We start from the raw sequence: 24,212 nt of genomic DNA, 5'->3' as shown, positions 1-24,212 counted from the left end.
TTTGTCAAAAGAATTTGAAGTCCCCCGTTCTGTCGAATGGGAAGAAAACCGTATTCACATTTTAAATCAGCAAAAATTACCGGCCGAAACCGTCTTTGAGCATTTATATACGAAAGAAGATGTGTATGATGCAATTGTGACATTAAAAGTACGCGGAGCGCCTGCGATTGGCATTACAGCAGCATTTGGACTGGCGCTTAGTGCGCAAGCCATTGAGACAGAAGAAATTGATGTTTTTAAACAAGAAGTGATTCGGATCAAAGAATATTTAAACAGTGCTCGTCCAACTGCTGTAAACCTCGCCTGGGCATTAGACCGGCTGCTGCAGCGCATTCAGCGTGCAGCGTCAGTGAATGCAGCTAAAACAGATCTTGTCCATGAAGCCATTCAAATTCAAATTGAAGATGAAGAAACATGCAGACAAATCGGTCAAAATGCACTCCAGCTCTTTAAATCAGGTGACCGTATCATGACCATTTGTAATGCAGGTTCCATCGCAACGAGCCGGTACGGAACAGCCCTTGCTCCTTTTTATTTAGCCAAAAAGAAAAATCTTGACCTTCACATTTATGCATGTGAAACACGCCCTGTTCTTCAAGGCGCTCGTCTGACAACATGGGAGCTCATGCAAGGCGGCGTGGATGTGACACTCATTACAGATAACATGGCCGCCCATACGATGAAAGAAAAGCAAATTTCTGCTGTCATTGTTGGAGCTGACCGGATCGCCCGTAATGGAGATACAGCGAATAAGATTGGAACGTTAGGTCTTGCCGTTCTAGCCAAACATTTTCACATTCCGTTTTTTGTAGCAGCACCGCTTTCAACCTTTGATGTATCCACCCGTGACGGGTCAGATATTCCAATTGAAGAACGCGACCCGCTGGAAGTAAAGGAATTAAACGGTGTCCCCATTGCACCGCCCGATGTTCAAGTATTCAATCCCGCCTTTGATGTCACTCCTCATCATCTTATTTCAGGCATCATTACAGAAAAGGGAATTATCACATCGAACTATGCAGAAGAGATTGATGCTCTTTTCGCCGAAAGTATCTCCCAATGATCGTAAAAAAGCGCCGTGTTCTTGTCATTTAAGAGCACCGCGCTTTTTTGTTTCTTGATTCGTTTTTGTTAAGATTTCTTTTTTCTGTTCTTCCGTCAAAACGTTCATTTTGACACATAGTGACGTAACGGCATACACTTTACCTTTTTTGCCCCAAAACATGCCAGCGCCCTCCTTTTTCCCTCAACCAACTTTTTTAGCTTAATAAAAGGATATGTCGCTCAGGAAAAATTCGGAACAGGTCAATCGATTTATTTTTGAACAAATGGGATGCCTTCTAATTCAAGGAGGACCGCTTTCATGTCTGTCTTCGATCCTGCATAGCCCGTCAGAGACCGGTCTTTTCCAATCACCCTGTGACACGGAATAAAAATAGGTAATGCATTTCGTCTGTTAGCTTGTCCGATGGCTCTTACAGCCTTGGGATTGCCTATCGCTTCTGCAATGTCTGCATAGCTTTTTGATTCACCATATGGAATGGCCGACAATGCTCCCCACACCTGCTCTTGGAACGGAGAACCTGTTTGCTTGAGCGGGAGATCGAACACTTGACGCTCTCCCTTGAAATATTCATCTAGCTGCTTTTTCGCTTCTTGTAAGACAGGCGTATCTGCTTGCTTTAGATTCACTGCCTGCTTTTTTGCTAAAAACGGCTTATCATCAAACATCACCTCGATGATGGCACCGTCCTTTTCTAGTATGTATAATGCCCCGATGGGTGCGTGATAGACGGTATAATACACGTTACTGCTCTCCTTCTTGTTTCTGCTGCCTTAGTGGAAGCGTGAGATGGAAGACGGTTCCTACGCCTTCCTCACTTTCTACCTCAATGGTTCCTTGATGCTCTTCAATAATTTTATAACTAACCATTAACCCAAGTCCAGTTCCTCTTTCTTTCGTTGTATAAAAAGGCTCACCTAGACGCTTTAGCTTATCCTCCGCCATTCCGCAGCCTTCATCACGAAGTGAAATGACAATATGCTCCTCGCCCTTTCGCTGAATGCTCACATAGACATTTCCTTTGCGCGGCATGACTTCAATTGCATTTTTTAAAATGTTAATAAAGACCTGCTTTAATTGGTTTTGTTCACAATATATCAGTGGTATCTCGTCCAGCACATTGAGATGCATTTGAACATTGCCAAGATTCGCTTGTGCGTGCAGGAGATCCATCGTATCCTTCACAATTTGCACCACATTTTTTTCTTCATATACAATGGCTTGCGGTTTCGCTAAAATCAAAAATTCAGTGATGATGGATTCTATTCTTTTCAGCTCTGATGTGATGACATTAAAATAGAGCGAATACTCCCCTTCAATATTTCCTTTTAATAGCTGAATGAAGCCTTTTAATGCTGTCATCGGGTTTCTAATTTCATGAGCAATTCCAGCAGCAAGCTCTCCGACCACATGAAGGGTATCTGATTTTCTCACCCGCTCTTCTAATTCCTTCCGCTCTGTCACATCTCTAAAGATGGCCAAATTCATATTATGGATAATGTTACGTTTAAAAGAGAATTCCAGTATACGCTGATCTGGATGGTTCAGTACAAACGGAACCTCATTGTCCATTTCATCTAATGACATCGCCTCGGCTGGTTGAGCCAAATTTTCAATTTGATAAGGGGCAAGGATGTGGAAAAGATTCATTTCTGTTAAATGATCGTCCTTCAATTGAAGCAGCTCGCTTGCAGATGGATTGACTTCAATGATTCGGTATTGATTATCAAAAAGAACAATGCCGTCCATTGACCCATTAAATACTTTACGGAATTTGAGCTCACTTTCGCGCAGTTCCTGCTCCATTCTTTTTCGATCACTTACATTACGTAAAATGGTTAGGTGCTGTCCTTCTAATACCGCATGTTTTGATGTAAACTCAAGCTCTTTATACTGCCCATTTGCCATTTTGAACAATAGCTCTTCCCTTATTTCATGATTGCGGATATAGCGTCTTCTTGTTGGTCTATATCTCTTATCAGATTTGACGAGAAAGTCGGTAAGTTTTTTGCCAATCAGCGAGTGCATCGGTAATTCAAAAATTCGACAGGCTGATTCATTGGCTCTCACAATCTCTCCATCATCCGCCCATATGATGATGGCATCCATTGCATTTTCGAAAATTTCTCTAAAGCGTTCTTCACTTTTTAACAGTTTCTCTTCCATCAGTCTTTTTTCTGTAATATCCCGCATGATGGACATATAAAAACCACTCATCACATTTGATGTAATGGTGAGTTCGAATAATTTTTGCTGGCCAGATTGAAGGGTAACAGGAAGCTCCCCTTTTGCTTTCCCTGTTTCTTTAAGTGACGTTAAAAGATGCTGCAAAGCTGGAAGATTATCTCCTTCAACAAATTCATGCAAATACCGATCGGTTAAATCAGTCTTTTGCAGCTCAAAGCTCTGACAAAAAGAATGATTCGCATCAATCATGCAGCCATCCTGATCAAATATGACCATCCCGTCAATGGCTCGGTCAAACAAATCTTTGAACAGCTGCTCATTCATGGAGCGTTCTCGTTCTAATATTTTCTTTGAAGAAATGTCTCGCATGACCACTATATATTGCTGATTCATCGTGTCATGCTCTGCGACAAATTCAATGTATTTTGTTTCACCACTTTCAAGCTGAATGGAGATTTCTCTTTTTAACGTACCTTTTCGAAAAAATAGATCGAGTGAGCATTCAACTTTATCTTTCGGGATGCCGTATAGGAAATCTAGAACGGATTTATTGAGGAGGTCTTCTTTCGGTGTCTGTACAAGCCTGCATGTTGCTTCGTTGGCTTGGATGATGTTGAGGTGTTGATCAAATATAAAAATGGCATCTAGCGTCTTATTTAACAGCATTTTTTGCTGCATCAACTCAGTTCGCAAATATTCGTTCTCTTTTTCTAATTTTCTGATATCTCCTGCAGGGGTTAATCTATTGCCATCGAGCGTTTCAGTCATTCTCTTACACTCCTTTTCCAGCCTCATTCCTCTACAATATTTCTACAATATTTTCATTGTTCCTTCATTCGACTCATAAAAAAAGATAACTTTTTACACGAAGACTGTCTCATTTATTTCATTTGGATGACAGGATTGTATAACAATTCACTTTTCTTACGCTTCTTTTACAACCGTTCTACAATTTCACATCAAATAGCGAATTAAGCGAAAATGTATTTTAGAATGGGGCAAATAAGGGAACAGTGCACTTAGAACATTTATGTTTGAAATCGAGCAGGAAAGGTGATGTTATGGCATCTTCACGAGATAGTTATTTTGATAATGCAAAATTCCTTCTGATTTTTCTAGTTGTTTTTGGTCATTTGTTACGATCATTCATTCACGATAATGACTGGATGCTCTATTTATACAAGTTTATTTATACCTTTCACATGCCCGCCTTTATTTTAGTTTCTGGCTTTTTTGCAAAAGGTTTTAGAAAACCGGGCTTTATGAAAAAAGTCGCCGTTAAGCTGATCATCCCATATTTAATCTTTCAGGTGATCTATTCGGTTTACTATTACCTATTACAGGATCAAAGCATAACCAATTTAAATCCAATTGATCCGCAATGGTCCTTATGGTTTTTAATTAGTTTATTCTTTTGGAATTTGCTGCTTATTCCTTTTTCAAAACTACCGTTCCACTGGGCGATGATCGTCAGTTTATCGATTGCATTACTTGTCGGTTATGTGGACAGCATCAGCAATACACTCAGCTTATCACGTACGTTTGTCTTTTTGCCTATGTTTTTAGCTGGATTTTATTTAAAAAAGCAGCATTTTGAATTCATTCGTACAAGCAAAGGAAAACTGGCAGCACTTTTTGTATTGATTGCTGTCTTCCTGTTTTGCTACTTCTATGAATTTGATTATTCCTTCTTATTTGGCTCAAAGTCGTATGCTTCTCTAGGAGATGAAGGAATGATTGCGGCGATGAAACGAATGGCTTGGTATTTGCTTGCATTTGGTGCTACATTCAGCTTCTTTGCATTAGTTCCAACACGCCGTTTCTTCTTTACAAAATGGGGAACAAGAACGTTATATGTTTATTTATTACATGGCTTTGTGATCAAGCTGCTAAGAACCACTTGGTTTGATGACTGGGCGCTAAATGCAGCAAGTGTTCTTATTTTATTGCTGCTGACCATTCTGTTAACCTTTACCCTGTCTAGCACTTTTGTTAAAACCGTTGCACAGCCAGTGATTGAGCTCAAAATGAACAACTTCATGCGAACGATCACCGGCAGGCAAGGGAGTTATATCAAATAAAAAACGATCCTTATTGGATCGTTTTTTCTATTTCTTATTCTGTTTACATGCAGCATCTTTCTTTGGCTTCATCAACGTATCAATCCATTTGCTGCTGTTGATATCTCCAAGCTCACTGCCAAATTCCTCTTCTAAAATATCTGGGTCCATCGGCTTTTTATGATCCTTCATCTCTTTGCTCTTCATATGCTTCTTAGTCACGAGATGCTCCCCCTTGTTTCCCTTTATGAGAATTACGGTTTGCCTGACGATCTCTTGATTGTTCGTCAAATTGGGTTTGCCCTTGATCATGTGCCATGCTTTCTGTCGGTGTCATATTATTTGTTAATGCTTCATTTTTCGCTGCTTTTCTTTTCATCTGAATTCAGTCCTTTTTTGGCAGGTTTAGTTCTTCTCTTAATTGGTCAAGGAATTCCTTCATCTGCTTGACCGTCACTGGCTTTTCCTCAGGTTTTAACTCATAGCCAATTTGTCCATTGGCTTCTAGCGTGGCTTTTTTGAGACTGCTGATGTCAGTGATGCCTTGCTGCTTTAAACGCATTCTAAATTCGTCCCTTGTGAGCCTTGTTTTCTTCAGCTTATGATCAAGCATTTCGCCATCCTGTAAAATCACGACCGATTTGCCTGAAAGCAACTTTTCAAAGAAATCAGATTGAATCGACAGTTTTTCCATAATGACAAGTGCCACAATAAAGATGGTAGCTGCATAAATGGTTTCAAGTAAATTATGCTCAATAAAGGGTTGGATAATAATCGATCCGATTGAAATCATAATCACTGTTTGTTGTACAGTTAATTGACTAATGGATTTAGGCCCTGCTATTCTCAGCAGCAAGGTACCAACTAGCAGCATGACAATTGCTTTCCATAACACATCCAGCACGTCTCGTTCACCTCTTACCTATAGATTGCGAACATCCCATGTGATTTAGCCAGTTAGATAATGGAAATAAAAAAACAGCATTCAAATTGAATGCTGTTTAGCCAATGATGACGCGCTCTTTCGGATAATGATAATTCGCTTCGCTTTCTCTTCGGCCGATTAAATATAAAAAGCTTGGAATACCGATCCGTCCAATAAACATGACAACCATGATGATACATTTACCAAACACAGTGAGATCTGATGTAATCCCAAGCGACAGTCCCGTTGTTCCGAAAGCAGAGCAAACTTCAAATAAATTTTCAAGAAGTGTATTATGCTCTGTTAAGGATAACAGGAACGTAGCGCCAAAAACCAAAATAAAGGCCATCATGGTCACCATAAGGGATTTATTAATATCCGCTTGATGAAGCTCCCTCTTGAAGATTTTTATGGACTTATTTCCCCTAGCATAATGAAACAATGCGAGTAAATTAAGGGCAAACGTAGTTGTCCGAATTCCGCCCCCCACAGAGCTTGGGGAAGCCCCGATAAACATGAGCATACATAAAAATAAAAGCGTCGGTTCGGTCAGCTGCGTAATATCTAACGTTGTCAGCCCCCCGCTTCTTGTTGCAGTCGATTGAAACAAAGAGTAAAACAAGATTTCGTGCCAGCTTTTCCCTACGAAGCTAAACCCGGCTTCAAGTGCATAGATTCCAAGCGCTCCAACAACGACAAGACCGCCAAACGTGAGCGTTGTGATTTTTGTAAACAATGAGAACGATGCGTGCTTTCGGTCCTGATTGAACAAATAATCCTTCACTTCCACGAGCACAGGAAAACCAATCGCTCCAAAGATGATCAGCAGCATTGTAATAAACTGGACGAAATAATCATCTTTGTAAGGGATAAGCGAGCTCCCCGTAATATCGAAGCCCCCATTGGTTGTCGCACTAATACTCGAGAAGAAGCCATGTAAGAAAGCTCCTTGCACATCATAATATTTGAGAAAATACATGCTTAATATCAGCCCGCCGACAAACTCAATCAGTAAAATTAAATATAAGACCTGCTTCATTAGTTTTACAATTCCAGATAAATTGCTCTGGTTTTGATCTGCCATGATAAGTTTTCTTTCTTTAATCCCAATTCTTTTTCGCATGACAAGCCATACGAAGGTACCGAGTGTCATAATGCCAATGCCTCCGATTTGCAGAACAAACGCAAGGATCCACATCCCTGTGACACTAAATGTTTGTGAGGTGTCGACAACAGTCAGTCCTGTGACACTTACAGCGCTCACCGCTGTGAATAAGGCATCAATGAATGTCCATTTGACTCCCTCTTGATGAGCCACTGGAAGGCTGAGAAGAATAAGCGACACGGTTACAGCAAGAAAATAATAAAGGGCAATCAACTGAAACGCTGACAGCCGGTCAATTAGCTTTTTTATAGGATTCATTGTCATTCCTTCTTTTATCTATCTTTTCGAATACCTTTATCATTTTAATGAAAAGAGACATGATTTTAAAGCTATTTTATGCTTTATTTTCTTTTTCATCAAAAAGAAAAAAGACATCCTGTAAAAGAATGTCTTTTCGTCCTTCTTATTTTGCTTCCAGTCTTCTGATTCTTTCGTTTAAATCAGGGTGTGTTGAGAAAAGAGAAGCTTTTCGTTTACCGCTGATTTTTAGCGTAGCGACTGCTGTTTGATCATCATCTTTGATTCTTGACGTGTACGCCTCAAGTGAACGAAGCGCATGAATCATTTTATCTTTACCCGCAAGGTCGGCTCCGCCGCGGTCTGCATGGAATTCACGGTGTCTAGAATATGCAAACACGACAAGACTTCCTAGGATAGAGAAAATGATTTGGAAAACAATCACAGCGATAAAGTGAACAATCGGCACAAGCTCTTCACGTGAAACAAAACGGCTTGCGATCCATGCCGCAATTCTTGAAAGGAAGACAACGAACGTGTTGACGATTCCTTGAAGCAGCGTCATCGTCACCATGTCACCATTTGCAACGTGAGCGACTTCGTGGGCGATTACACCTTCAACTGCTGCATCATCCATTTCATGAAGCAATCCAGTTGATACCGCAACAAGTGATCTTCTCTTCGAAGGACCTGTTGCAAATGCATTGACTTCAGATGATTGATAAATACCAACCTCAGGCATTTTAGAAAGGCCTGCTGCTCTTGAAAGTCTGTGCACGCGGTCAACAAGCTGCTGCTCATCATATGTTAATGAATCCTTTTCTGGATTTAACACACGTACACCCATCATCATTTTTGCCATCCAACGAGACATTGCAAGTGACATAAACGAGCCAACAAAACCAACAACTGCACTGAATACAAGCAGTGCAACAAAATTAATTCCACCGTCTGCTCCTATATAAGAACCAACACCAGTTGCTGCACTAATAACCGACAGTACAATACCAATCGTAGTGATAACAAGAATGTTCGTTAATATAAACAGAAATATTCTCTTACCCATACATAACCTCCGCTGTCATATTAAGTTCAAATGAACTTATTAATAAAATTATAAAAATAAACGTCTCAAATTGCAAGGAAAAAGGAATCACTTTCTCTGTTTATCATAACGGCTAAAGCCCCGTCACATCAATATTTACGACATTTGCCCCAGCATAAAAGTGAACAAATTGTGACGCGCCGGCTTTGATTTTGAGTTTATTTTGCATTTTCATCAAAAAGAGACTATGATGTTGAATTAGATCAATAATCACGTTTTGACGTACAAATGAGGTGGAACATGGTTACTTTTAAATTAACGAGAATTGACATGACAAGACTTCTGTATTCTCTAAAAGGAGAGGGAGATCTGACTCCGCTTCAGCTTTTGAAACTATCTGTAAAAAATGGCAAGGATCATGACTATGATGAATTAAAGATCCCGTCTTTTTTTGAGAAGCTTGAACGGCGGAAGCAAAAATCAGAGCATGGTCTGTCTACAAATGAAATTGTTGAGCTTGGCAACTTGTGTGAGCTGACTTCTCTTAAATCGACGGCGATTCAAAATTGGATCAAACGTGATATTAAAGATATGATTGGCCATCCAGAGCTTGGCAAAAAATACTCTATTGATCAGGTCGTTATTTTATTAATTGTCAGGGATTTAAAATCAGTTTTTGACTTCGATACCATTCGTGTGATCTTATCTGCGTTATTTAACACCATCACAGATCGAACAGATGATATTATTAGTCCAATCCGTTTTTATGAAGCATATGCGCACGTCCTTGATTTTATTTATCACCATACACAATTTCCATTAAAGGAAACAAATTTACGAGAAATAACCGAGGAGCAGACAGACAAGCTCCATGACGAGTTTACAGAATTGACGAAGAGCCAATGGCATTTGATTAAAGGGATTATCAGTTCTACCGTCTTCTCTGTCTTTACTTCTCATTTGCAAAGCACAGCTCAAGAAATGATGTATAATACGCTGCAGCTGAATAAGGGATGAATAACAACCGAGGTGACTTCCATCACCTCGGCTTTTTTGTACAGCAATTGCCAGCATAATTGCACGCCGTTTTTTTCAAAATAAGAAGGCGCAACAAACATGAGGTGAAAGGAGGAATATGACATGGCAAATCGAAATCAACTTCTTGTTCCTGGAGTAGAACAAGCTTTAGATCAATTTAAATACGAGATCGCGCAAGAATTTGGCGTCACTCTCGGTTCAGATACAGTCTCACGTGCTAACGGTTCTGTTGGTGGTGAAATCACAAAAAGACTCGTTCAACAAGCTCAATCACAAATGGGCAATCAATCTAAATCATGACATGGTGAAATACGCCGGAGCTATTCTGGCGTTTTTTTATTGTTCATATGTGTGCTCATGCCGGTTCTCGCGATAAGGAAACGGTGCACCTTTCCCTTTTTGCTTTGCATGTTCTCTTTTTTGTTCAGCGGAAGGATTGTTCAGATCCCTGCCGTTTTTTTTTGCGTGTTTTTCCGCATCACCACGTGATGGTCCGTTCCAGTGTCTTCTTTCATCACGATCAGTTGAGTGATTTTTTTTTTGCTCTTTATCGAAAGAAGGAACCTTTTCTTCCTTTATTTTGTTGTCTTTGCTTTCATCCTCAGGTTTTTGAGGCTTTTGAACAGATCCTTGCTCTTCCCTCTCTGCTTCCTTCTGCTCTTTGTCCTCAGCTTCTGGAGCCTCTTGATCTGGCTGCATCTCTTTGCCATCGTCTGTTTTTACGTCTTCTTGTTTGTCTTGATCTGCTTGTTCTTCATCATGTTTCTTAGGATCTTCTTCCTTCACAGCATCGTTCTCTGCTGCGTCTTCATCCTTTTTGATATCTTCATGTTCTTTGTCTTGCATTTCTTGATTTCTAATATATGTTCCTGTTGAAATGCCTGCCTTTTGAGCTTTCTCCCTTGTTTCCAGGTCACTTTCCACAGTTTCCAGCTTATAATTGCGTTTTTGATATTCACCAGAAATGGTGTTAATTTTGCTTTTTACGTTTGTTTTATATGTATTGTCCTGCTTGTTTTCATAAACGGTTGAAATATAAATACTTTTAGAGTCGTTCACATATCCTTTTTTGTCACAGTCATCTATAATTTCCTGCACGACTTTGGTCATGTCGTTTTTTTCTAAATCCTTCATACTCGCCAGTACTTGCTTCGCATCTTTATTCAGCGGTGTGACACCGATCACTTGATAATTGTGATCAAGCTTCAGCTCAAAGCTTGGGTTAATGTCAATTGTCATATACGCATATGCTTTTTGACTTGAGAAAGATGGCATCATAGTAAAAATTACGACAATAATCGCTGCTATTGATAGAATTCCTGCATTTAACGGACGTAAACGAAGCAGGTCAAAAAAACCGGCTCTTTTTCTTTCAAGACGTGATTCATTTGGAAATGTCACTTCTTGGCCGATTTCATAGTTTTGCTCTTCATATTTTGTCCGCAGAAATTGTCCATCAGGGGTCAGCAGCGTGACATATTTTTTGTTTTTCTCTACTATAATGCCTCTTCTCATGAATTAAGCACCCCTTTAAGGTAATCTTTCAAATACACATAATCACCTGTCATAATGATCGCCATCGCAATGATATATTTTCTATTTCTCTCAATCGTTTTGCGGCTGACTTCCACTAGCTTTTCCAGCTGTTTGACCGGCAATTGTTTTTTCTGAAATAAAATCGTTCTCAGCTCATCGTGTTCAACGAGTGTATGGGCTACTTTAATGGCATTTTGCCTGGCATCTGCATGCTTTGGTGAATGCTCAAGCAGCTCTTGAAACGTGAGACCGTATACTTTCAGTCGTTCTTTAAAATGTTCAATCTCTTCTCTTCTATGTTCTTGTTCAATTAAACGCCTATATTCATTTGCAGAGAGCTCTGCTTCAATCATGCTTTGAGAGTATTCACCATTCTCACTTTCTTGCAGGTCCATTTGAACCGTTGGCGCATTTCTTGCTTCTTTTCGAATATAGTCAATCACTTTTCTTTTAATAATTAATTCTGCGAAAGCAAGCAGTGAGTTTCCTTTTTCGGCAGAGTATTTTTCTATCGCTTCATTAAAGGCAATTAAGCCTATGCTGAATTCATCATCTTTTTCATCTATATATCGTTTACAAACGGATGAAACCGTCTTAGCGACAAATGGTTTGTATTGCTCTATTAATGCATTTTGCAGTTCGCTATCACCTTGTTGAATACTGATAGCCGACTGCTCTAATGTTTGCTTTTTCTTTCCTTTTTTAAACAAAAGGCTAAGCAATGGTTTCACCTCAGTTCTCCCTATATTACTCATTTATGATAGCTAATTTATGAGGGAAGCGCAAAGGAAGAAATGAGGAATTCATTTCCTGTTACTCAATTATGACATGTATGTCATCATCTACTTTACAATGTTTCGTCTAAAAGCAAAGAAATAAGGGGGTATCTCCCCCTTATTTGTAATATACGTGTTATGAAAATGAAATGATATTTCTTTCAAAAAAACTACTCTCCCAGGCGTGCCTCTTGTTTCTCCTCGTTTTCCTGCCCGCCTTTTCTTGATGGACTTGATAAAAACCAGCCAAATGCTGCAATTGCGAGAAGCACGGTCCAGAAAATGATTTTCCATAATGCTGAATGGATAAAATGAGACGATACGACCCCAATGGCTGGATGTGACAGTGTATAAAGCGTGAGCTTCACACCCACCCATCCGACAATGACAAATGCTGCTGTTTCTAGGCTCGGTCTTGTTTTGAGCAGTTTCACAAAGACCGTTGCTGCAAATCGCATAATAACAAGCAACAATATACCGCCTAAAAGAATGACAATAAATTGACCGCCATCGAGTCCACCGATTTGCGGAAGACTTGTTTTCGGCAGTGTCACAGCTAAAGCGACTGCCGCTAAAATGGAATCAACAGCAAAAGCAATGTCGGCAAGCTCTACTTTCACGACTGTTGCCCAGAAGCCGCTTTGTTTCATATTTGTTTCAGTTTCCTTTTTCTTAAATACGTGCGATTTTAAAATATGGTGAATGGAAATATAAAGAAGATAAATTGCGCCAATGGCTTGAACTTGCCATACATCCACTAAAAACGAAATAAGAAACAGAGAACCAAATCGCATGACAAACGCACCTGCAAGTCCGTAAAACAGTGCCTTTTTTCTTTGTTTTTCAGGAAGGTGTTTGACCATCACGGCCATGACCAGCGCGTTATCAGCTGCTAAAATCCCTTCTAATCCAATCAGTACGAGTAGAACCCACCCGTACTCTAAAATAATGGCTGCATCCATCATCATTCCTCCTTGTTTTTATCTATTGTCCCACAACAGACAAAGGCTTATGAATGCAAAAAAGACCTTTGCCTGTAATGGCAAAGGTCTTGCTAGACATGTGTTATGTAGAATCATGCCAACAAAGCCGATGAACATCAGTCCATGTAATGACGACTTTGTTTCCGGTAAAAACCGGACGCTACTCCCCTTTGGCGGGATTTAGAATATTTAGATTACTTATATCTTAATCAATAGACACTGGATTGTCAACAGGTGAAATTCACTTCGATCCATTGATTAGGCAGTTGGCGTTTCTGTTTTTCTTTTTCTTCGTTTTAGCAATAAGTAGAGAACAAACAATAACACCACACCGATCCCAATTGGTAAAAGATATGGATCTAAGATGGCGCCAACCTCTTTCCAGTTCTCTCCGAGCATAAATCCAAGATACACATACACAAACGTAATTGGTGTAATGGCCAAAAACGTATACAGGCAAAAGACCCACACATTCATCTTGGCAATACCGCACGGGATGGAGATAAGTGTTCTGACCCCTGGTATGAACCGGCCGCTGAATGCGACGAATCCGCCATGCTTTTCAAAGAAAGCATCAGATTTATCAAGCGACTCAGGTTTTATAAAAAAGTACTTTCCATATTTATTTAAAAAGGGTCTGCCGCCATAACGCCCTAACCAGTACAAGGTCAAAGGACCAGCCACGCCGCCAATGGAGCCGGCCGCCACAACACCGATAAAAGCCATGTCCCCTTCTGAGACCCAGTAACCCGCAAGAGGCAAAACCACTTCAGCAGGTACAAATTCAATGCATAATGCGAGGAAGATGCCAAAGTATGACAAGTTCTTAAAGGCATCAGCTAAAGAAATAATAAAATCTTCGATGTTTATCAATCCCTTTCAAACATAATCATTTGACTGATTCTATCTCTTTTAGAATCACACCATATATTAAACGAATAAAACCGAAGAAACGATTCGCTTTTCGTCGTTTTTTTACATTAAATTTGATTTTACTATAAAAGAAGGGTGAAAAAAACGTTGATTATTGTATTTAAGTGAAGGAAAGGTGAACACAGAAGCCGTTCGATCCGATATATTAAGTATATGTCTGTTTTAAAGTACTGGAGGTTTTCTTACATGACCCATTTAACAGGAAGCTACAATGGATGGCTTGTCTTTCTGTCAATCGCTGTCGCCGCTGTTGCCTCCTACTCAGCTCTTCATATAGCCAGCAGGGTAGCACAATCAAGCGGTGCAAAGAAAAAGGTATGGCTGCTCATTGGTGCAATGATCATGGGAATGGGGATATGGTCGATGCATTTTATTGGCATGATGGCATTTCAAATGCGTGTTGGCATCACATATGATACATACTTACTGATTTTATCGATTTTGGCCTCATTTATCGGATCCTTGATCGCTTTTTCAATATGCATTCAAAAGCAGCTCTCTAGAAGACGGCTGCTCATTAGTTCAATCACCATGGGTTCAGCTATTTGCAGCATGCATTATCTTGGAATGGAATCAATGGCCAATGTCTCAATCAGCTATGATCCAGTCCTCTTTTTTCTTTCGTTTTTCATTGCTGCCATTACCTCCTACTTCTCACTGAAGCTCTTCTTTCGTGTTGACCGCACTAAAAGTAAACGGGAGAATTATCTTTTAAAGGGTCTTGGTTCAATGTTGATGGGCGGTGCTATAGCAGGTATGCATTATACTGGTATGGCTGCCTCTACCATGTTTTATCATACAAATGGACAGGCCGCTGAAGGTGGTTTTTTTGAAATGTCGCCATTCAGTCTGTCGCTTTTCATCGGATTGATGACACTGATTGTCCAAACGCTGATGATCTTTGGTGCCTATATTGATCACCGGATCATGACACAGTCAGATCAGCTGAAGGAAAATGAACAGCGGTTTCAATCGCTGATTAAGCATAATATAGACGGTATTATCGTGTTATCTGTCCATCGAAAGGTGCTTTCTGCAAATGACTCAGGTAAACAAATCTTAGAGTTGTGCAATTCTAAGATTGGTGATGATGTCAGCCAATATGTGATGCCTACTGAATTGTGGGAAGAATTTATTTCTCAGTCAAAAAAAGCTATTACACGCGAAGCAGAACTGAAAGCAGCAGATCGTTTTTATTATTATCATGTCACTTACATACCTGTCCATGTAAACAATTCACTCGACAGCATTTATCTTGTTTTAAAAGATTTAACGCAGCAGCGGATAGCAGAAAAAGAAATTCATGTGATGGCACATTATGATGCATTAACAGAGCTTCCTAACCGCCGCCACGGCATTAATCATTTAAATGATGTTCTCTCCGCTCAAGAAAAGTCAAAAACATCAACAGCGGTTCTGTTTCTTGACTTAAATCGTTTTAAAATTATTAATGATGCACTTGGGCATAACATCGGAGATTTACTGCTGAAAGCTGCCGCAAATAGACTGACACAATGTTTACCGGACAATGGCTTTATCGCAAGACTTGGCGGCGATGAATTTTTAATGATCTTTCCTCACATGGATCATGATACATATAAAGTCGAACAATTTTCTAAAAATATCATTCATCAATTTGAACGTCCTTTTTTCATCCAGAACCATCAACTCATTACATCCATCAGCATTGGAATCGCTATCTCTCCGCAAAATGGCAAAGACGGAATGGAGCTGATGAGAAAAGCCGATATGGCCATGTATTTATCCAAAAAACATAAGCAAAGCCGTTATGAGTTCTTTACCGAATCCATGGAAAGATTGAGTGAGGACAGGTTAAACCGGGAGCTGGAGCTGAGGGATGCCATTCAAAGAGAACAATTTGTCCTTCACTACCAGCCGCAAGTCAGTGCCAAAACAAGAAAGATGACTGGGGTTGAAGCCCTTTTAAGAATGAAGGCACCAGATGGTTCCTTAAAGTCACCTGAGGCTTTTATTGAGCTGGCAGAGGAATCAGGACTGATCATCGATATTGGCAGATGGGTCATTGATACGGCTGGCAAGCAGGCAAAAAGGTGGTATGACGATGGGCTAAAGATCCCTGTGGCTGTGAATTTATCTGCGAAACAATTCAATTCTGAAGACTTAATTGATTTGATCAAGCTGACACTGAAAAAATACGACCTGAAACCGTCCCTCTTGGAGCTTGAAGTCACAGAAAGTATGACAATGGACAATATCAAGCAATCAAAACAAGTGCTGACATCGCTAAAACAGCTTGGCGTCCGCATTAGTATTGATGATTTCGGTACAGGCCACAGCTCCTTAAGCTATTTAAAGGATTTACCTATTCATCGGCTGAAAATTGATAAATCCTTTATTGAGGATATTTTAAGTGATTCAAAGTCAGAACAGATTACAGGGGCTATTATAGCGATGGGACACCAATTATCTCTCGAAGTGATAGCAGAAGGTGTTGAAACATTTGCACAGGCCCAGCTATTATCTGCCCAGGGCTGTGACGACCTGCAAGGGTTCTATTATGCCAAGCCGCTGCCAGCAAGCGATATTGAAAAATTCATCGCCTATCCGGCGCATCTTGATACATAAAAAAGGTGCCAATCATGGCACCTTCCAGCGTGCAGACAAACCCTCGCATTCGGTGTCAGTCCTGCGTTCCGGTGCTCACGAATGCTCAATTCGCTCCGCTCCGGTACTCGTCCTTCCTAGACTTCAAAGGTTTTCTGTCACGCTGAGCTGAGAACTGAGAAGAAGACAAAGGGCTAAAATAAAGATCACTTTAGCCCTTTGTCCACAATTGAAAAGGTGCCAATCATGGCACCTTTTCGTTTTATCTAAATAATAAATGCTGACTGTGAATACCTGCTTTTTTCAATAGACTAATCAGTTGCTCTTGTTCTTCACGCGTCAGACCAGAGAATGCACGCGCAATCCGAAGAGAGTGGATCGGATAAATCTTGTCAAGATAGCTTCGCCCTTTATCCGTTAAATGGGCATAAACCGAACGTTTATCCTTGGGGTCCTGTTCTCTTTCAATGAAACCATTTCGTTCTAATTTGTCAATTACGTACGTCACATTCCCGCTGACAAGCAGGAGTCTTGAGCCGATTTGCTGAAGCTTTTGAGCACCTCTCGTGTACAGTAATTCAAGTACGGCAAATTCAGTTGGATTAAACCCATGCTCTTTGCTGTCTCTAATACTGTGTTCTGAAACGCTTTTAAATGCTCTTGCAAAAACCTTGTAAAGCGTCATTGAGCGTTCTACTTCTTCTTCATTAAACGATAGTCTCATCACATATCTACCTCTTATAATATTTTTTTAACTTCAAGGCTGTCTTGCGGTGCAGTTGGAGCCTTTCGTAAAAAATAGAAGTACGTTTTTGAAAACCTTTCAACCACATAAGTGACTCCATTCGTGTTATGTATAAGTTTTCGATATAAACTTTTAAAATCCTTCTTATTTTTCACAATCATCTCGAAAAAAAGCTTTTTCAGCAAACCATCAAGATGCGACACACTTTAACATAATCTGTAAAGAATCTATGGTTTCTTGCACTTCATTCGCCAAATTTCTACAAAATTCAATATTGCTATAATATTAAACACAAAAAAAGAACCCTTTATGTGACATACGCACATTTCAAGGGATTTTTACAAACAGCGCTCTGTTTTGTTGAAAAAGAAATGATACTCTTTTTTTAAGTCACTAATTGTCATGTTCTTGGCCGCATCAGGGCTGTAAACCCCCAATGAACATAGCTGCTTCGTATAATAATGTCTTTCTTTTGCTAAAGCTTCTTTTAATATACGCCGCACCGATTATCCCCTCCTATCAAGTGATTTGGATCGGGTGCTTATGAAGACCTCTTATACAAATCATTTTGCATGGCTCTTAGAAGCGCATGTGCATTCTGACCTGCAGCCTGCATGAATTGCTCGAGCAATTCATCCCTCTTCACATCTAATGCGATGATTTCTTTTGCCATACGAATGATCTGTGCTTGCTCCATTATATGCTCCTCCTCCTATGTCAACTCACCATGATTATATGCCGACGTAAGATGCATTGCACATTACCTGTTATCTTTCCTTCCATAGTTTTTTCATTTTTTTCGTTTTTGTGTTATATTTTCTAACAAACGATAGGTTTTTTTACTTCTCGTTCTATATAATATGAAGAAAAGACTTGCAGGGGTGAGTATATGACGCAGGAAGATGTATCTTATAAAGATAAAAAAGTCATTTCAATCGGGATTGTCAGTGAGTTAACAGGGCTTTCCGTCAGGCAAATCCGATATTATGAGGAACGTAAACTCATTTACCCCCAGCGCTCAACAAGAGGCACACGGAAATATTCTTTTGCAGATGTTGAACGTTTAATGGACATCGCCAATAAACGGGAAGACGGTGTGCAGACAGCTGAAATTTTAAAAGACATGAAGAAAAAAGAACAAGCGCTAAAAAGCGGACAATTTAAGAAAAAAATGCTTGAAGGCCAGATTAATGCACACTTTCGGTATAAAAATCGTTAAACAAAAAAGAATCGCTTACTCTTTAAAATCAAAGCTTTGTTCGTATTGATTGTTGCAATTGCTGAATGAAAAAGAGACAGCGATTGCTGCCTCTTTTTTAACTAACGCACCTGTTAAGTGCAACGAGTTAGTGTTCATCGATTCGTTCAGGAATCGAAACGGTTCGTTCATTGACCACATTCCCAGTGTTTAGAGTCGTTTTAGGTTCAATTAATAACAAATGAACTTCTTCTTCAGCAATTGGCTGATGTTCAATTCCTTTAGGAATCACAATAAACTCCCCTTCATTAAGAACTATTTCTTTATCCCTGAAACGGATGACCAGCTTCCCTTTACATACAAAAAACATTTCATCCTCTTCATCATGGTGATGCCAAATGAATTCACCTTTAACTTTTACCATCTTAATGTATGAATCGTTCAATTCTCCGCTTATTCTAGGATTCCAATAATCATTTATTTTTAAAAATTTCTCTTGGACATTCGTCTTTGAAATCAATAGATTTCCTCCTCATTCATTGGAAACGTCTGTTTTTCTTTTCCCAGATAAAATTCCCTACCTCACCATCCTCCTCATGATCAGATACCAAGGGACACAAATAGCATCAACCTCTTATATCTTTAAGTTTACTTATTCCGTTGGATCACGTAAAATCAAAAAATAATGTATAGTTGATCACAATTTGTGATGCAAAAGGAGAGTTATTTTGGATATTAAATCTTTGGAAGTGTTTAAAGCCGTTGCAATTGAACAAAGCATCACAAAAGCGGCACAGAAATTGAATTATGTGCAGTCCAATGTTACTGCACGAATCCAACGTCTTGAACAAGAATTAGGAGTTCCTCTTCTCTATCGATATCATAAGAAGATATCTTTAACACCTGCAGGACGCGAACTATTGCCCTATGTAAACAAATTACTCTACGATTTCGAAGAAGCGATAGAGGCAGTAAAGCTTTCCTCTACTCCGCGGGGAACTTTACACATTGGATCTATAGAGTCAACCGCTTCTACAAGATTGCTAAAAATTTTTGCCGAATATCATAAGAATTTTCCACAAGTAGAATTGAGTATGTATATGGCACCTACAGTAGATCAAGTTAACGCGATTCTCAACTACAAGGTAGACGGCGCATTGGTAGATGGGCCCATTCTTCATCCGGAAATTATGGAGTATCCTGTATTGGACGAATCCCTGGTCCTGATTACAAGCTACTCCTCGGAGCAATTCCAGGTAGAATCAATTTTACACGAACCATTGCTCTCGTCATTCGCTCATTGCATCTATTTAGGCCGTTGGCAGCAATGGCTAGAGAGCAGCGGTTATCCTCCTATGAAAGTAATGGAATATGGTACTTTAGAGGGCGTGCTTAAATGCGTTGAAAACGGACTGGGAGTTACCGTATTACCAAAATCTATGGTTGAATCCCGGGTGCAAGGCGGCTTTACCTGTCATCCATTACCGGAGCCACATAGAATAGTACCCACTGTGTTTATAAGGCGCCGCGATTCTTACATGACCAGTGCCCTCTCACACTTTATGGAGTTAATGGGTATAACTGATTTGTGATAAAAAAGAGGATAGGAGAGCTAATTTTTGTCAGCTCTTCTATCCTTTTAAATATACCTTGACTTTTATTTAGAGGATGCCTCAGACCCTTCAACAACCCCTACAAAGTCAATTCGCACACCGCCTCTTTCTGGATCTTCTTTCACCCGGAGGGCAAGTGCCTTTTTCTTCCCGGTTTTTGCATCTTCATAATTCGCATGGAACACATGAATGCTGGCTTCTTCCAATTGAAAGTCCTCATAAGAAAGTGTGTCTATGCCCCATTCTTTTTTCAATTTCAGAATGTCATTTGGGCTCGGGACCGCACCTTCGACGTAGACGTCTTCCATTTTTCTTTTATTTCCTTCAGTGATGGCTTCAAGCATATGCTCTGCAGCCACTAGCCTCCGATCTTTCCCCTCGTCTTCCCTTTGACATGCATTCAGCAAAAGCAAACACATCAAAATGAATAAAAACTTCTTCATGTTTCTCTCCCACCTTCTCCTTAAAATGTAAAGGATGGAAGCGCTATATGCAATCTTTATACAAAAAAAGCCTGTAAAACGTCATGTTTTACAGGCTTAGATTGTGGACAAAGGATGGTCCTTTGTCTACCTTTCAGCGCGATCTGAAAACCTTTGAAGTCTAGGAAGGACGAGTACCGGAGCGGAGCGAATTGAACATTCGTGAGCACCGGCACGCAAGGACTGACACCGAATGCAAGGGTTTGTCAGCGCGCTGAGACTGTAAAACATCATGTTTTACAGTCTTCTTGCTACATAAGTGTATGGAGGAACGCTGTCGCAATTCCAAAATAGATGAGTAGTGATAAAATATCATTCAATGTTGTAATAAGCGGCCCAGATGCAATAGCAGGGTCGACGTTTAATCTGTGTAAAATAATAGGCACGATCGTACCTGCCATCGTTCCAATAATCAGTGTGGCAAGTAGTGAGGACCCGACAACAAAACCTAAAATCATATTGCCCTGCCACACCATTGCGACGACTGTAATAATGATGGAACAGACAATCCCAATGTAAATACTTGTTCGGAGCTCTCTAAAAATCAGGCGTACAGTGGTTTTTTTCGTTAATTCCTCTTTTGAAAGTCCTCTAATGACGACCGCTAGCGACTGTGTCCCTGTATTCCCTGTCATCCCAGCAATCATTGGCATGAAGAAGGCTAAAGCGACGACTTGCTGAAGGGTATCTTCAAAGTAATTTAAAATACTGCCTGAAATCAGCCCAATGAATAAGAGCAAAATGAGCCACGGGAGACGTCGGTATGCTGCAACAAAAGCGGGCGTGTCGAATGTAATATCTTTACCGGAGGCTGCGAACTTCTCATAGTCTTCTCCCGCCTCTTGGATGACGACATCAATGATATCATCGACTGTGACGATTCCGACGAGGACATTGTTCTCTTCCACGACAGGAATGGCAAGAAAATCATACCGTTCAATCAGCTTGGCGATTTCTTCCTGATCCTGAAAGGCTCCAACGGCAATGACTCTTGTAAACATAAGATCCTGCACTTTTTCATCTGGTTCACCTAAAATGAGATCACGGTACGACAGAACCCCTACAAGCTGCTTTTGATCGTTAATGACATATAAATAGTTGATCGATTCTGCAATTTCAGCAAAGCTTTTCAGCTTCACAACTGCGTCCTGAACCGTATAGTGCTGAGGAATCCATACGTACCGGTTGGTCATAATCCGGCCTGCTGTCTCAGCAGGATAATTCATGAGAAGCTGGACGGCCTTTGATTCCTCTGCCTCCATGTTTGATAAAAGCTGATCTTTCAGCTCATCATCCATTTCATCAAACAAGTTGGCTAGGTCATCGTTATCCATTTTGTTTGTGACGAAGGTGGCTTTGTCTTTCCCTACTTTTTCAAGCACAATTTCTTGGTACTCGCGCTCAAGCTCACCCATCATTTCCGTCACATCATCGACTGTTAAAAAGCTAAGGAAGCGGCCGCGGTGTTTTTCTGGAAGTTCTTTAAATAAATAGGCCATATCATATGGCTGAAGTTCTTCCATAATGTTTTTGAATTCTTTGCGTTTGCCATCTCTTAACAAAATAATGATTCTTAAAATGAGTTCATCGTACGTAATGTTCTGTATCATCGCTGTTACCTCCCCAAAGTCAGGAGATACCCGAATCCCTTAGAATGTGCGGGGGTCAGGATCTCCTCTGTCTGATGCGTCAATCTGATCTTTTGACATACTCTCTATGTGTCTCGAATCGGGATGATCCATCCCCACACCTCCTTTTCTCATAAAAAAGCACCTTCAACCGAATGAAGGCGCTTTGTAAGCATGACAAAATAAACACTTGCTCCTTCAATCGTAGAGCTTTAGCACTGTATGGCATAGGATAAAATCCAGCTGCATTAAAAATCACCTTATGTCGATGATTTCTGTTGACCCATTGGCGTCTTTGGACATTTTTGGGCAGCAGCGTATCTCCATACAGGAGCCTCACCTAACGAAGTCTCATATTGTTAACACACTGAGATTACAGAAAAAGCGGAATGATGTCAATAAGCAAGATGCCAAGTATTCTTATGTATTCGCTTACTTTTCAAAAAAAGAGCGATGGACAACTCTTACCATCGCCCTTTCATGTCTTTTTATTCCTCTTCCGGCTGATTCATATCCTCTTGGGAGAGGAGATGAAAGGAATCATGCAAAAACAAAGCATATCCTTCTCCATCAGGATGCGGAACGTATTCCGCATAATCCATTGTCTGCTCTTCTTCTTTTTTCTTCATATTCTCTCGCCTCCTTTCCCGTAGTTTGTCCCAATGAAAAAACCTTACACATGAAAGTGTAAGGTTTGATGATGGCTTAATCATCCCATTCTTGCTTCAGGATTTTGCCCGTTTTAGCGGAAATCTCAAAATCAACTTCTTCGCCGCTAGGTGTTGTGATTTCAACTTCATAGATGTACACACCATTTTCTTTATCTAGATCAGAATCGGTGACTGTGCCTTTTACTTTTGCAAGAGCAATTTTTTCAGCTTGTTTTTTCGTGATCTTCACATTCTGTTTCTTTTCTTTGACTGGATCATTCAGCGCTTTTCCAGTTTTTGCATCGACATATACTTTATATTCAAAGCCGCCTTTTTTAATCTCGACCTCATACACCCATTTTCCTTTTTTACGCTCAAGATCCACATCGTCTACATAGCCTTTCACCACTTTTAAGGCTGCTTTTTCAGCTTGTTTCTTTGAAACAAACGACGATTTCTTTTGCACGACTTGCTCGGCGTTTGCTGTTTGATTTGTATTTTGCGCTTGAAGTGTGAAACCACCTGCGACAAGAGTTCCCGTTAATGCAGTAGCTACTAGTACTTTTTTCATCATGTTCATTTCCTCCTCTTTTTGATTTCTTCTATATCTTAAGAAAACAAGATGATAAAGGAAGGAAAGAAAGATGAGAATATCATGAGAAAAGGATTAGTTTTCGTACGTAATGCCCTCAATGTCTCCTGTATAGGCGTTCACAAGTACCTCTGCCTCTCTGCCGTCAGGCAAATCCAGCTCCACCTCAAATACGAGCATACCGCTGAATGTTTCAAGATCGGCATCATCCACTGTTCCGCCAACTTCTTTGACAGCAATTTGGATGGCTTCCTCGACAGTGATTTTTGTGAGCTTCTTTTCTTTAGAGGTTGGTTTTTTCTTTTCTGCTTCAAGCACCTTGAATGACTGTTTGTCGACCTCGACTTGATACAATTCTTTTTTTGATTGGATGGTAAAAATAAAACGATCTGTCGTCTCTTTTTTTTGAATGACGGTTCCGCTCACCTTTTTAACAGCCGCCTCTTCTGCCTGGAGCTCAGCATTTTTTTCATTCGGCTTCTGATAGCTTTTTAACTGTCTAATTTCTTTCATTTGACCGCTTGCAGAAGATGCAATGATTTGGTAGATGCCATTTGCATTTTCCAGCGTCAATGTATAGTCCTGTTTATGGTTGATTAGATCAATATGTGTAATGTTTCCATTGTAGTCTTTTGAGATCATTTTTTTCATTTCTGCTTCACTTAATATTTTATGATCAATGGTTTGGATCATGAGCATTGCAAAGGCCGCAAGAATTGCAAGACATCCTGCGAGCGCAAGCACCATTTTCGTTTTTCTAGACATGCAGC

28 protein-coding genes and 2 riboswitches are annotated in these 24,212 nt (G+C 40.1%); of the genes, 7 read left to right on the top strand and 21 right to left on the bottom strand.

Features of this window, described 5'->3' with window-relative positions; all coding sequences use genetic code 11:
* The first annotated feature begins 1 nt into the window (after window position 1).
* Window positions 2–1,063: an S-methyl-5-thioribose-1-phosphate isomerase gene (gene mtnA / locus AOQ70_RS14075; RefSeq protein ID WP_059376918.1), complete on the top strand. Its 1,062-nt coding sequence runs from the start codon at window positions 2–4 to the stop codon at window positions 1,061–1,063.
* Window positions 1,064–1,087: 24 nt separating this feature from the next.
* Here mtnA and AOQ70_RS19775 read toward each other — a convergent pair whose 3' ends face one another.
* The 3 genes from AOQ70_RS19775 to AOQ70_RS14065 form a co-directional block, all read right to left on the bottom strand.
* Window positions 1,088–1,225 (bottom strand): hypothetical protein, encoded by a 138-nt coding sequence (locus AOQ70_RS19775; protein WP_186304662.1) that lies wholly within the window; start codon window positions 1,223–1,225, stop codon window positions 1,088–1,090.
* Window positions 1,226–1,314: 89 nt separating this feature from the next.
* Entirely contained in the window at window positions 1,315–1,806 is a 492-nt protein-coding gene (locus AOQ70_RS14070; RefSeq protein WP_059376914.1) for a methylated-DNA--[protein]-cysteine S-methyltransferase, read from the bottom strand.
* 1 nt (window position 1,807) lies between these two features.
* Window positions 1,808–4,018 (bottom strand): PAS domain-containing sensor histidine kinase, encoded by a 2,211-nt coding sequence (locus AOQ70_RS14065; protein ID WP_039178058.1) that lies wholly within the window; start codon window positions 4,016–4,018, stop codon window positions 1,808–1,810.
* A 293-nt stretch (window positions 4,019–4,311) separates the two neighbouring features.
* On the opposite strand from AOQ70_RS14065, the gene AOQ70_RS14060 reads away from it, so the two are divergent.
* Window positions 4,312–5,331, top strand: a complete 1,020-nt coding sequence (locus tag AOQ70_RS14060) for an acyltransferase family protein (RefSeq protein WP_059376912.1) — start codon at window positions 4,312–4,314, stop codon at window positions 5,329–5,331.
* 27 nt (window positions 5,332–5,358) lie between these two features.
* On the opposite strand, the gene AOQ70_RS19770 is transcribed toward AOQ70_RS14060, so the two are convergent.
* The 5 genes from AOQ70_RS19770 to htpX form a co-directional block, all read right to left on the bottom strand.
* Window positions 5,359–5,532: a hypothetical protein gene (locus AOQ70_RS19770; RefSeq protein WP_175297136.1), complete on the bottom strand. Its 174-nt coding sequence runs from the start codon at window positions 5,530–5,532 to the stop codon at window positions 5,359–5,361.
* On the bottom strand, window positions 5,525–5,689 hold the full coding sequence (locus AOQ70_RS19765; RefSeq protein ID WP_087975542.1) for a hypothetical protein: 165 nt from the start codon (window positions 5,687–5,689) through the stop codon (window positions 5,525–5,527). Before AOQ70_RS19765 ends, AOQ70_RS19770 begins: the two co-directional genes overlap by 8 nt.
* Window positions 5,690–5,695: 6 nt before the next feature.
* Window positions 5,696–6,214, bottom strand: coding sequence for a DUF421 domain-containing protein (locus tag AOQ70_RS14055; RefSeq protein ID WP_039178055.1), 519 nt, complete (start codon window positions 6,212–6,214; stop codon window positions 5,696–5,698).
* Between the two features lie 97 nt (window positions 6,215–6,311).
* Window positions 6,312–7,658: a TrkH family potassium uptake protein gene (locus tag AOQ70_RS14050; protein ID WP_082672267.1), complete on the bottom strand. Its 1,347-nt coding sequence runs from the start codon at window positions 7,656–7,658 to the stop codon at window positions 6,312–6,314.
* A 145-nt stretch (window positions 7,659–7,803) separates the two neighbouring features.
* On the bottom strand, window positions 7,804–8,703 hold the full coding sequence (gene htpX / locus AOQ70_RS14045) for a protease HtpX (protein WP_059376910.1): 900 nt from the start codon (window positions 8,701–8,703) through the stop codon (window positions 7,804–7,806).
* A 279-nt stretch (window positions 8,704–8,982) separates the two neighbouring features.
* Between htpX and AOQ70_RS14040 the strand changes: the two genes are divergently transcribed.
* Window positions 8,983–9,699 (top strand): DUF1836 domain-containing protein, encoded by a 717-nt coding sequence (locus AOQ70_RS14040; RefSeq protein ID WP_039178049.1) that lies wholly within the window; start codon window positions 8,983–8,985, stop codon window positions 9,697–9,699.
* 123 nt (window positions 9,700–9,822) lie between these two features.
* The gene (locus AOQ70_RS14035) at window positions 9,823–10,020 is read left to right on the top strand and encodes an alpha/beta-type small acid-soluble spore protein (protein WP_034281522.1); all 198 of its coding nucleotides are present in this window, start codon (window positions 9,823–9,825) and stop codon (window positions 10,018–10,020) included.
* Between the two features lie 36 nt (window positions 10,021–10,056).
* Here the strand turns inward: AOQ70_RS14035 and AOQ70_RS14030 are convergent, their stop codons facing one another.
* The 4 genes from AOQ70_RS14030 to AOQ70_RS14015 form a co-directional block, all read right to left on the bottom strand.
* Window positions 10,057–11,235 carry an anti-sigma-I factor RsgI family protein gene (locus AOQ70_RS14030; RefSeq protein ID WP_059376908.1) on the bottom strand — a complete coding sequence of 393 codons (1,179 nt, stop codon included), beginning with the start codon at window positions 11,233–11,235 and terminating at the stop codon, window positions 10,057–10,059.
* The gene (sigI, locus tag AOQ70_RS14025) at window positions 11,232–11,987 is read right to left on the bottom strand and encodes an RNA polymerase sigma factor SigI (protein ID WP_039178045.1); all 756 of its coding nucleotides are present in this window, start codon (window positions 11,985–11,987) and stop codon (window positions 11,232–11,234) included. Before sigI ends, AOQ70_RS14030 begins: the two co-directional genes overlap by 4 nt.
* Window positions 11,988–12,202: 215 nt before the next feature.
* On the bottom strand, window positions 12,203–12,994 hold the full coding sequence (locus AOQ70_RS14020) for a TerC family protein (RefSeq protein WP_059376906.1): 792 nt from the start codon (window positions 12,992–12,994) through the stop codon (window positions 12,203–12,205).
* Window positions 12,995–13,025: 31 nt separating this feature from the next.
* A riboswitch (yybP-ykoY riboswitch) is annotated at window positions 13,026–13,196 on the bottom strand.
* Window positions 13,197–13,273: 77 nt separating this feature from the next.
* Window positions 13,274–13,888 (bottom strand): DedA family protein, encoded by a 615-nt coding sequence (locus tag AOQ70_RS14015; RefSeq protein WP_039178042.1) that lies wholly within the window; start codon window positions 13,886–13,888, stop codon window positions 13,274–13,276.
* Window positions 13,889–14,134: 246 nt separating this feature from the next.
* On the opposite strand from AOQ70_RS14015, the gene AOQ70_RS14010 reads away from it, so the two are divergent.
* Window positions 14,135–16,555, top strand: a complete 2,421-nt coding sequence (locus AOQ70_RS14010) for a bifunctional diguanylate cyclase/phosphodiesterase (protein WP_059376905.1) — start codon at window positions 14,135–14,137, stop codon at window positions 16,553–16,555.
* 241 nt (window positions 16,556–16,796) lie between these two features.
* On the opposite strand, the gene AOQ70_RS14005 is transcribed toward AOQ70_RS14010, so the two are convergent.
* The 3 genes from AOQ70_RS14005 to AOQ70_RS19760 form a co-directional block, all read right to left on the bottom strand.
* The gene (locus AOQ70_RS14005; protein ID WP_095408317.1) at window positions 16,797–17,261 is read right to left on the bottom strand and encodes a MarR family winged helix-turn-helix transcriptional regulator; all 465 of its coding nucleotides are present in this window, start codon (window positions 17,259–17,261) and stop codon (window positions 16,797–16,799) included.
* Window positions 17,262–17,617: 356 nt separating this feature from the next.
* Window positions 17,618–17,782 carry a hypothetical protein gene (locus AOQ70_RS14000; protein WP_024426818.1) on the bottom strand — a complete coding sequence of 55 codons (165 nt, stop codon included), beginning with the start codon at window positions 17,780–17,782 and terminating at the stop codon, window positions 17,618–17,620.
* 38 nt (window positions 17,783–17,820) lie between these two features.
* Window positions 17,821–17,976, bottom strand: a complete 156-nt coding sequence (locus tag AOQ70_RS19760) for a hypothetical protein (RefSeq protein ID WP_099663201.1) — start codon at window positions 17,974–17,976, stop codon at window positions 17,821–17,823.
* A 192-nt stretch (window positions 17,977–18,168) separates the two neighbouring features.
* Between AOQ70_RS19760 and AOQ70_RS13995 the strand changes: the two genes are divergently transcribed.
* Window positions 18,169–18,498 (top strand): MerR family transcriptional regulator, encoded by a 330-nt coding sequence (locus AOQ70_RS13995; protein WP_024424656.1) that lies wholly within the window; start codon window positions 18,169–18,171, stop codon window positions 18,496–18,498.
* A gap of 127 nt (window positions 18,499–18,625) precedes the next feature.
* On the opposite strand, the gene AOQ70_RS13990 is transcribed toward AOQ70_RS13995, so the two are convergent.
* The gene (locus tag AOQ70_RS13990) at window positions 18,626–18,997 is read right to left on the bottom strand and encodes a cupin domain-containing protein (protein ID WP_082700857.1); all 372 of its coding nucleotides are present in this window, start codon (window positions 18,995–18,997) and stop codon (window positions 18,626–18,628) included.
* 208 nt (window positions 18,998–19,205) lie between these two features.
* Here AOQ70_RS13990 and AOQ70_RS13985 point away from each other — a divergent pair, with 208 nt between their 5' ends.
* Window positions 19,206–20,069, top strand: coding sequence for a LysR family transcriptional regulator (locus tag AOQ70_RS13985; protein WP_059376904.1), 864 nt, complete (start codon window positions 19,206–19,208; stop codon window positions 20,067–20,069).
* A 65-nt stretch (window positions 20,070–20,134) separates the two neighbouring features.
* Here AOQ70_RS13985 and AOQ70_RS13980 read toward each other — a convergent pair whose 3' ends face one another.
* The 5 genes from AOQ70_RS13980 to AOQ70_RS13965 form a co-directional block, all read right to left on the bottom strand.
* The gene (locus AOQ70_RS13980) at window positions 20,135–20,533 is read right to left on the bottom strand and encodes a hypothetical protein (RefSeq protein WP_059376903.1); all 399 of its coding nucleotides are present in this window, start codon (window positions 20,531–20,533) and stop codon (window positions 20,135–20,137) included.
* Window positions 20,534–20,823: 290 nt separating this feature from the next.
* Window positions 20,824–22,182 carry a magnesium transporter gene (gene mgtE, locus AOQ70_RS13975; RefSeq protein ID WP_059376902.1) on the bottom strand — a complete coding sequence of 453 codons (1,359 nt, stop codon included), beginning with the start codon at window positions 22,180–22,182 and terminating at the stop codon, window positions 20,824–20,826.
* 208 nt (window positions 22,183–22,390) lie between these two features.
* Window positions 22,391–22,555, bottom strand: a riboswitch (M-box (ykoK) riboswitch).
* Window positions 22,556–22,688: 133 nt separating this feature from the next.
* Window positions 22,689–22,829: a hypothetical protein gene (locus tag AOQ70_RS19755; protein ID WP_180272400.1), complete on the bottom strand. Its 141-nt coding sequence runs from the start codon at window positions 22,827–22,829 to the stop codon at window positions 22,689–22,691.
* 76 nt (window positions 22,830–22,905) lie between these two features.
* Window positions 22,906–23,424, bottom strand: coding sequence for a PepSY domain-containing protein (locus AOQ70_RS13970; RefSeq protein WP_039178030.1), 519 nt, complete (start codon window positions 23,422–23,424; stop codon window positions 22,906–22,908).
* Between the two features lie 93 nt (window positions 23,425–23,517).
* Window positions 23,518–24,207, bottom strand: a complete 690-nt coding sequence (locus tag AOQ70_RS13965) for a PepSY domain-containing protein (protein ID WP_058838962.1) — start codon at window positions 24,205–24,207, stop codon at window positions 23,518–23,520.
* Between the last annotated feature and the right edge of the window lie 5 nt (window positions 24,208–24,212).

Origin of the sequence: Bacillus sp. AM 13(2015), from assembly GCF_001518755.1 — a bacterium.
GTDB lineage: Bacteria > Bacillota > Bacilli > Bacillales > Bacillaceae > Bacillus > Bacillus safensis.
Note: the sequence above shows the minus strand (reverse complement) of the source record. Positions and strands in the feature narration are given on the sequence as shown.